Here is an 8,042-nt window from a genome sequence, read left to right as displayed (position 1 = left end):
GGTCGACCCGGCCAACGCCGGGCGCTACCGGGCCAACCTGAAGGCCTTCGAGGAGCGCCTCGGCGGGCTCGACGGGAAACTCCGCGAACGCCTGGGCAAGCTTGCCGGCAAGCCTTTCTTCGTCTTCCACGAAGCCTTCGACTATTTCGAGGAAGCCTACGGGTTGCGCCATACCGGCGTGTTCGCGGTATCCGCGGAGGTCCAGCCGGGAGCACGCCATGTCGCCGCCATGCGCGCCCAGCTGAAGGCCGCCGGTCCGGCCTGCATCTTCAGCGAGCCGCCGCTTCGACCGCGGCTGGCCGACACCCTCAGCGAAGGCCTGCCGGTGCGCCTGGCCGAACTGGACGACCTGGGCGTGAACGTGAGCGTGGACGCCAACGGCTATGAGAATCTTCTGAACAACCTGGCAGGCGAATTTGCCGGCTGTCTGGAAAAGCTCTGAAAACCCGTGACTGATGGCCGCGCCCTCTTGCGCGCGGCGTCCCGATGACTAAGGTTGTCTGTTGCTACCTGACACAAGATATTGATTCCCGTCAGGTACGGATAACTAGATGTTGCGTACGGTGGCCGGCTTCGGACGCCCCAACAACCATCGGGAGGTTAATCAGCGGATGGCCAAGACAGACGCACGCAGTCCCCGCACCGAACGCGGGACCATCGCCCTGCAGGACGCGTCGCAGGATATCTGGGACAAGAAGTACCGGCTCAAGAGCAAGGACGGTACGCCGGTGGATGCCAGCGTCGACGGTACCTGGCAACGCGTCGCCCGCGCCCTTGCCGATGTCGAGGACAAGGCCTCCCGCGAACACTGGTACGGGCGCTTCCTCTGGGCCCTGCGCAACGGCGCCATCCCGGCCGGCCGGATCATCTCCAACGCCGGCGCCCTGGGGCACAAGCCGGCCACCTCGACCATCAACTGCACGGTGTCCGGGACCATCCAGGACTCCATGGACCACATCCTCGAGAAAGTCCACGAGGCCGGGCTGACGCTCAAGGCCGGCTGCGGCATCGGCTATGAGTTCAGCACCCTGCGCCCGCGCGGCGCCTACGTTTCCGGTGCCGGAGCCTACACCAGCGGGCCGCTGTCGTTCATGGACATCTACGACAAGATGTGCTTCACCGTCAGCTCCGCCGGCGGCCGCCGCGGCGCGCAGATGGGCACCTTCGATGTCAGCCACCCGGACGTCCGCGAATTCATCCGCGCCAAGCGCGAGGACGGGCGCTTGCGCCAGTTCAACCTGAGCCTGCTGATCACCGACCAGTTCATGCAGGCGGTGGAACAGGACGCCGACTGGCCGCTGGTATTCCCGGTGCACGTGAAGGAGCGCGACGAGATCGACCTCGACGACCCCAACGCGGTGGTCTGGCGCGAATGGCCGATCCAGGACGACTACGTCCAGCGCGCCGACGGGCTGGTCGCCTGCAAGGTCTACGGCCAGGTCCGCGCCCGTCACCTGTGGGACATGATCATGGTCTCCACCTACGACTATGCGGAGCCGGGCTTCATCCTCATCGACCGGGTCAACGAACTGAACAACAACTGGTGGTGCGAGGCGATCCGCGCCACCAACCCCTGCGGCGAGCAACCGCTGCCGCCGTATGGCTCGTGCCTGCTCGGCTCGGTGAATCTCACCTGCTTCGTCGAGCAGCCATTTGGCGACGAGGCGCGCTTCGACTGGGACCGTTTCCGCGAAGTGGTGCGGGTGTTTACCCGGATGCTCGACAACGTGGTGGAAATCAACGGCCTGCCGCTGGAACAGCAACGCCAGGAAATCCTTGGCAAGCGCCGGCATGGCATGGGCTTCCTCGGCCTGGGCTCGACCCTGACCCTGCTCAAGCTGCGCTACGGCAGTCCCGAGGCCTGCGTATTCACCGAGGAAGTGGCGCGGGAAATGGCCCTGGTGGGCTGGGAAGTGGCCCTGGAGCTGGCCAGGGAGAAGGGCCCGGCGCCGATCCTGGCGCAGGACTACGAAGTCACCGCGGAAATGCTTCGCAAGCGTCCGGAAATGGCCGCCGATGGCTATAAGGCCGGCGACCGCATCCGCGGCAGCGTGCTTCACGCCAAGTATTCCCGCTACATGCAGCGGGTCGCCGAACATGCTCCGGAACTGATCGAGGCGTTGGCTGAAACCGGCGCGCGCTTCACCCACCACAGCTCCATCGCGCCGACCGGTACCATCAGCCTGAGCCTGGCGAACAACGCCTCCAACGGCATCGAGCCGAGCTTCGCCCACCATTATTCGCGCAACCTGATCCGCGAAGGCCGCAAGACCAAGGAAAAGGTCGAGGTCTACAGCTACGAGCTGCTGGCCTACCGGACCCTGGTCAACGCCCAGGCCCTGCCGGACAGCGACGACCCGGCGCGACGCCTGCCGGACTACTTCATCACCGCCGACAGCGTCACCCCGGCGCAGCACGTGGACATCCAGGCGGCGGCGCAGAAGTGGGTCGATTCGTCGATCTCGAAGACCGCCAACGTGCCCACCGACTACCCGTTCGAGGACTTCAAGGACATCTACCGCTACGCCTGGCACCAGGGACTCAAGGGCTGCACCACCTTCCGCTTCAATCCCGAGGCGTTCCAGGGCGTGCTGGTCAAGGAGTCCGACCTGGAGAAGACCCGCTACCGCTTCGAACTGGAGGACGGCAGCGTGGTGGAGTTCAAGGGCAACGAGCAGGTCGAGTACGACGGTGAGATCCATACCGCCGCCAACCTCTTCGACGCCTTGAAAGAAGGCTATTACGGCAAGTACTGAGGCCGGGGGAATCGATATGTCAGCAGTCAAGATCACGCAGAAGATCAAGGGCTTCAAGGTCGTCAACGAAGCCGAGGAGCAGGCCCTTGCCGCCGCCGCGGAAGCCGCGTCGGTGGTGCAGATGGACGAGACCCTGGAGCGCCCGGACACCCTGATCGGCGCCACCTACAAGATCAAGTCGCCGCTGTTCGAGCACGCGCTCTACGTGACCATCAACGACATGGTCCTCAACGCGGGCACGGCGCACGAGCAGCGGCGTCCCTTCGAGATCTTCATCAACTCGAAGAACATGGATCATTTCCAGTGGATCGTCGCACTTACCCGCATCATGTCCGCGGTTTTCCGCAAGGGCGGCGACTGCACCTTCCTTGTCGAGGAACTCAAGGCGGTATTCGACCCGCGCGGGGGCTACCTGAAGAAAGGCGGCATCTACATGCCTTCCATCGTCGCCGAGATCGGCGGCGTGCTGGAGCGCCACCTGACGGCCATCGGCCTGTTGCGTGGCCCTGAACTGGACGAGGAACAGCGTCTTTTCCTCGCGGAAAAACGCGCCGCCTACGAGGCCGCCCAGGGCACCAGCAAGGTCGAGCCGGGCGAAGGCTTCCCCGCCGGCGCGCAACTGTGCGGCAAGTGCAACAGCATGGCGGTGGTACAGATGGACGGCTGCGCCACCTGCCTCAACTGCGGACACTCGAAATGTGGGTGAGCACTTGAAAAACGCATGCGTTTTTCAATGCGAACGACCGGCCAGGATGGCCGGGCCGGGGGTGGGCTGAACGACGAAGCCTCGACAGGATGTCAGCTCGGCCTTACCCAAGACGCCGAACCGCATGCGTTTTTCAATGCGAACGACCGGCCAGGATGGCCGGGCCGGGGGTGGGCTGAACGACGAAGCCTCGACAGGATGTCAACTCGGCCTCACCCAAGACGCCAAACCGCATGGGTTTTGAAGGGCGAGCGGCCGCAGGACGGCCGTACTCCTGCGGTTCCTGCCTACAACGCAAACGGTAAATGAATCTCCACGTTCTGCCGTTGCGCCAGGCGCATCTCGAACTCCGCCGGATCATGGATCAGCACGTCCTGTCCGGCGAACGCCTCGGCGGCGATCAGTCGCGACAGCCAGAAGCGCACGCAGGCGACCCGCAGCATGCTCGGCCAGTGCTTGGCTTCCAGCGCGGTGAACGGCCGGCGGTTGGCGTAGGCGGCGAGCAGGGCGCGGGCGCGGGCCGGGTCCAGGCTGCCGTCGGCATTGGAGCACCAGTCGTTCAGGGTGATCGCCAGGTCGTAGAGCATCCAGCCGGAGCAGGCGTTGTAGAAGTCGATCAGACCGGCCAGGTGCGGGCCGTCGAACAGCACGTTGTCGCGGAACAGGTCGGCATGCAGGTTGGCGCGCGGCAGCGCAGGGCGCTCGGCATCCAGCGCGGCGATCTCCGCCAGGGCCGGGGCGAGCAGGGCGCGGGCCTGTTCCGGTAGTCGCGGGGCGAGGTTGGCACTTTGTTCCAGCATCCAGGGCAGGCCACGGTCGCTGGGGCGTTCGAGGATGCGCCCGCGGGTGGCGGCGTGAAGGTGGCCGAGCAGATCGCCCACTTCCTGGCAGTGGTGGGCGTTCGGCTGCCGCTCGTGGCGGCCGGCCAGGCGCGGTTGCAGCAGCGCCGGCTTGCCTTCGAGACGGCGCAGGGCCTCGCCGTCGCGGGTGCGCAGGGCGTAGGGCACCGGCAGGCCGTCCTCGTGGAGCACGTCGAGCAGTTCGATGAAGAACGGCAGGTCCTGCACCGGGCCGCGCTCGACCAGGGTCAGGACGAACTCGCCGTGTTCCAGGCTGACGAAGAAGTTGCTGTTCTCGGAGCCTTCGGCGATGCCACGGAAATCCCGCAGGCGGCCCAGGTCGTAGGGGGCGAGGAAGGCTTCCAGGGTCGAGCGTTCGAGTGGGGTGAACACCGACATGTCAGCGCGGCCTCGCCAGGTTGGAAATGCACATCACCAGCTGAAGATCTCCCATTGTGGAATCAGCTTGTCCGGCTGGTCGGAGCGAATGAAGTTGCCATCGCTGCCGTCAGCGCGGACCAGGAAATAGGGTTTGCCATGCTTGGGAACCACCTTGATGGCGTAGAGGAAGCCATTCACGCGGTATTCCTGGATGGTCTTGTCGCCCTCCTGGCGGATGGTTACGTCGGGCTCGCCGGAAGGCGCGTCGTCGTCCGCCGCCATCGCGACGAGCGGGGCGAACGCCAGCAGTCCGGCGAGCATCAAGCGGTTCAGCGTACGCATGGTAACCTTGCTCCTTTATCGAATCGTCCAGGGTTCATTCTACACGCCCTGGTCTCCGGAAAAGGTTGATTCCCCTCATGAGCCAAGCGCCCCTCGTCCTGGTGGACGGTTCCTCGTACCTGTACCGCGCCTTCCATGCCCTGCCGCCGCTGACCACTTCGACCGGCAAGCCCACCGGTGCGGTGAAGGGCGTGCTGAACATGCTCCTGAGCCTGCGCAAGCAGTACCCGGACAGCCCGTTCGCGGTGGTCTTCGACGCCAAGGGCCCGACCTTCCGCGACGAGCTGTTCGCCGAGTACAAGGCCAACCGGCCGTCGATGCCCGACGACCTGCGGGTCCAGGTCGAGCCGCTGCATGCCAGCGTCCGCGCCCTCGGCCTGCCGTTGCTGTGCGTGGAGGGGGTCGAGGCCGACGACGTGATCGGCACCCTGGCGCGCAGCAGCGCCGCGGCCGGCCGCCCGGTAGTGATTTCCACCGGCGACAAGGACATGGCGCAACTGGTCGACGGGCACATTACGCTGGTCAACACCATGACCGGTAGCCGCCTCGACGTGGATGGCGTGAAAGAGAAATTCGGCGTCGGTCCTGAGCTGATCATCGATTTCCTCGCCCTGATGGGCGACAAGGTCGACAACATCCCCGGCGTTCCGGGTGTCGGCGAGAAAACCGCGCTGGGCCTGCTGACCGGTGTCGGTGGCGGCCTGGAGGTGCTCTACGCCAGCCTGGACAAGGTGCCCGAGCTACCGATCCGCGGCGCCAAGGGCTTGCCGGCGAAGCTCGAGGAAAATCGCGAGCAGGCGTTCCTGTCCTATCAACTGGCGACCATCAAGACCGACGTCGAACTGGACGTGGAGATCGACAAGCTGTATCCCGGCGAGCCGCAGCGCGAAGCGCTGATCGCCCTGTACCGCGAGCTGGAGTTCAAGAACTGGCTGGACGACCTCCTGCGCGAGGCCAAGGAGGCCGGCGAGAACGGCGAGGCGGAAACGCCTATCCAGGCCGAGGTCGACTACGACGTGGTGCTCGACCAGGCCGGATTCGACGCCTGGCTGAAGAAGCTGGAGGAGGCCGAGTTGATCGCCTTCGATACCGAGACCACCAGCATCGACGCCCAGCAGGCGCAGGTGGTGGGGGTGTCCTTCGCCGTGAAGGAGGGCGAGGCCGCCTACGTGCCGCTGGCCCACAGCTACATGGGCGTTCCCGAGCAACTGGACCGTGACGCGGTGCTGCGTGCGTTGAAACCACTGCTGGAGGATCCGAAGAAGCTCAAGGTCGGCCAGCATGCCAAGTACGACATCAATGTCCTGGCCAATGCCAGCACCCCCATCGCGCTGCGGGGCGTAGCCTACGACACCATGCTCGAGTCCTATGTGCTGGACTCCACCGCCACTCGCCACGACATGGACAGCCTGGCCCTGAAGTACCTCGGCCACAGCACCATCCGTTTCGAGGACATCGCCGGCAAGGGCGCCAAGCAACTGACCTTCGACCAGATCGCCATCGAACAGGCCGGGCCCTATGCGGCGGAGGACGCCGACGTGACCCTGCGCCTGCACCAGGCCCTGTGGCAGAAGCTGGAGGCGATCCCGTCCCTGGCCAGGGTCCTGACCGACATCGAGATGCCGCTGGTACCGGTGCTGGCGCGGATCGAGCGCAACGGCGCGCTGGTCGACGCCAACCTGCTGGGCATCCAGAGCCGCGAACTGGGCGAGAAGATGGTCGCCCTGGAGCGCCAGGCATACGACCTGGCAGGGCAGGAATTCAACCTCGGCTCGCCCAAGCAGCTCGGCGCGATCCTCTACGACAAGCTCGGCCTGCCGGTGCTGAGCAAGACCGCGACCGGCCAGCCGTCCACCGCCGAGGCAGTGCTCGCCGAACTGGCCGAGCAGGACTTCGAGCTGCCCAAGGTGATCATGCAGTACCGCTCCATGAGCAAGCTCAAGAGCACCTACACCGACCGCCTGCCCGAGCAGATCAACCCGCGTACCGGACGCATCCATACCTCATACCACCAGGCGGTGGCGGCTACCGGGCGGCTGTCGTCGAGCGACCCGAACCTGCAGAACATCCCGATCCGTACCGCGGAGGGCCGGCGCATCCGCCAGGCGTTCGTCGCGCCGCAGGGCTACAAGCTATTGGCCGCGGACTACTCGCAGATCGAGCTGCGGATCATGGCCCACCTGGCCAAGGACGACGGCCTGCTGGATGCCTTCCGCCACGACCTGGACGTACACCGCGCCACCGCGGCGGAAGTCTTCGGCATGCCGCTGGAAGACGTCAGCGGCGACCAGCGACGCAGCGCCAAGGCGATCAACTTCGGATTGATCTACGGCATGAGTGCCTTCGGCCTGGCCAAGCAGATCGGCGTCGAGCGCAAGGAGGCCCAGGCCTACATCGACCGTTACTTCGCCCGCTACCCCGGCGTCCTGGCGTACATGGAACGGACCCGCGCCCAGGCCGCGGAGCAGGGCTTCGTCGAAACCCTGTTCGGCCGTCGCCTGTACCTGCCGGAGATCCATTCGAAGAACGGCGCCATGCGCAAGGCCGCCGAGCGCACCGCGATCAACGCGCCGATGCAGGGCACCGCGGCGGACATCATGAAGCGCGCCATGGTCGCTGTGGATAACTGGCTACTGGAAAGCGGCCTCGATGCCCGGGTGATCCTCCAGGTGCACGACGAACTGGTGCTGGAAGTGCGCGAGGACCTGGTCGAGCAGGTGCGCGAGGGAATCCGCCCGCTGATGAGCGGAGCGGCGACCCTGGACGTACCGCTGGTGGTCGAGGCGGGTGTCGGTTCGAACTGGGACGAAGCCCACTGATGAACGGTTGCGAGGCCCGTGTGGCGGGCCTTGCGAGCAGGTCCGGAGTGCCCGGTGAGGGTGCCGTGGAAAAGTTTTTCGCGGCGCGCTGAACTTTCCCGTTTTGCCGACAGTCAGAACACACGAATGGCTTCTTGAGCCCTTCGATGCTCCTTTGCAGTGTTTAGTGTTGGCAGATTCCTGGACCCCGCCCTCGCGG

6 protein-coding genes are annotated in these 8,042 nt (G+C 65.5%); 4 read left to right on the top strand and 2 right to left on the bottom strand.

Annotated features, from left to right (window positions below; all coding sequences use genetic code 11):
- The 3 genes from FFS27_RS24305 to FFS27_RS24295 all read left to right on the top strand — a co-directional run.
- A partial coding sequence (locus FFS27_RS24305) for a metal ABC transporter solute-binding protein, Zn/Mn family (protein ID WP_171019223.1) occupies window positions 1-442 on the top strand: 442 nt, incomplete at its 5' end.
- A gap of 109 nt (window positions 443-551) precedes the next feature.
- The gene (locus FFS27_RS24300) at window positions 552-2,756 is read left to right on the top strand and encodes an adenosylcobalamin-dependent ribonucleoside-diphosphate reductase (protein WP_003136457.1); all 2,205 of its coding nucleotides are present in this window, start codon (window positions 552-554) and stop codon (window positions 2,754-2,756) included.
- A gap of 16 nt (window positions 2,757-2,772) precedes the next feature.
- A complete protein-coding gene (locus FFS27_RS24295) occupies window positions 2,773-3,462 on the top strand; it encodes a TSCPD domain-containing protein (RefSeq protein ID WP_003096987.1) in 690 nt (229 codons plus the stop codon).
- 287 nt (window positions 3,463-3,749) lie between these two features.
- On the opposite strand, the gene FFS27_RS24290 is transcribed toward FFS27_RS24295, so the two are convergent.
- Together FFS27_RS24290 and FFS27_RS24285 are read right to left on the bottom strand one after the other, a co-directional pair.
- Window positions 3,750-4,700 carry a homoserine kinase gene (locus tag FFS27_RS24290; RefSeq protein WP_023101741.1) on the bottom strand — a complete coding sequence of 317 codons (951 nt, stop codon included), beginning with the start codon at window positions 4,698-4,700 and terminating at the stop codon, window positions 3,750-3,752.
- A gap of 33 nt (window positions 4,701-4,733) precedes the next feature.
- Entirely contained in the window at window positions 4,734-5,024 is a 291-nt protein-coding gene (locus FFS27_RS24285; RefSeq protein WP_003096984.1) for a DUF2782 domain-containing protein, read from the bottom strand.
- Between the two features lie 77 nt (window positions 5,025-5,101).
- On the opposite strand from FFS27_RS24285, the gene polA reads away from it, so the two are divergent.
- Window positions 5,102-7,843, top strand: coding sequence for a DNA polymerase I (polA, locus tag FFS27_RS24280; RefSeq protein ID WP_023101740.1), 2,742 nt, complete (start codon window positions 5,102-5,104; stop codon window positions 7,841-7,843).
- The last annotated feature ends 199 nt before the right edge of the window (window positions 7,844-8,042 follow it).

Source organism: Pseudomonas sp. 2VD, from assembly GCF_005503585.1.
In the GTDB taxonomy this organism is placed as follows: Bacteria; Pseudomonadota; Gammaproteobacteria; order Pseudomonadales; family Pseudomonadaceae; genus Pseudomonas; species Pseudomonas aeruginosa.
Note: the sequence above shows the minus strand (reverse complement) of the source record. Positions and strands in the feature narration are given on the sequence as shown.

Bases quoted from the DNA above. Each gene is read 5' to 3' on its own strand.
- FFS27_RS24295 (WP_003096987.1), top strand. From the start codon at position 2,773: ATGTCAGCAGTCAAGATCACGCAGAAGATCAAGGGCTTCAAGGTCGTC.
- FFS27_RS24285 (WP_003096984.1), bottom strand. From the start codon at position 5,024: ATGCGTACGCTGAACCGCTTGATGCTCGCCGGACTGCTGGCGTTCGCC.
- FFS27_RS24300 (WP_003136457.1), top strand. From the start codon at position 552: ATGTTGCGTACGGTGGCCGGCTTCGGACGCCCCAACAACCATCGGGAG.
- FFS27_RS24290 (WP_023101741.1), bottom strand. From the start codon at position 4,700: ATGTCGGTGTTCACCCCACTCGAACGCTCGACCCTGGAAGCCTTCCTC.
- polA (WP_023101740.1), top strand. From the start codon at position 5,102: ATGAGCCAAGCGCCCCTCGTCCTGGTGGACGGTTCCTCGTACCTGTAC.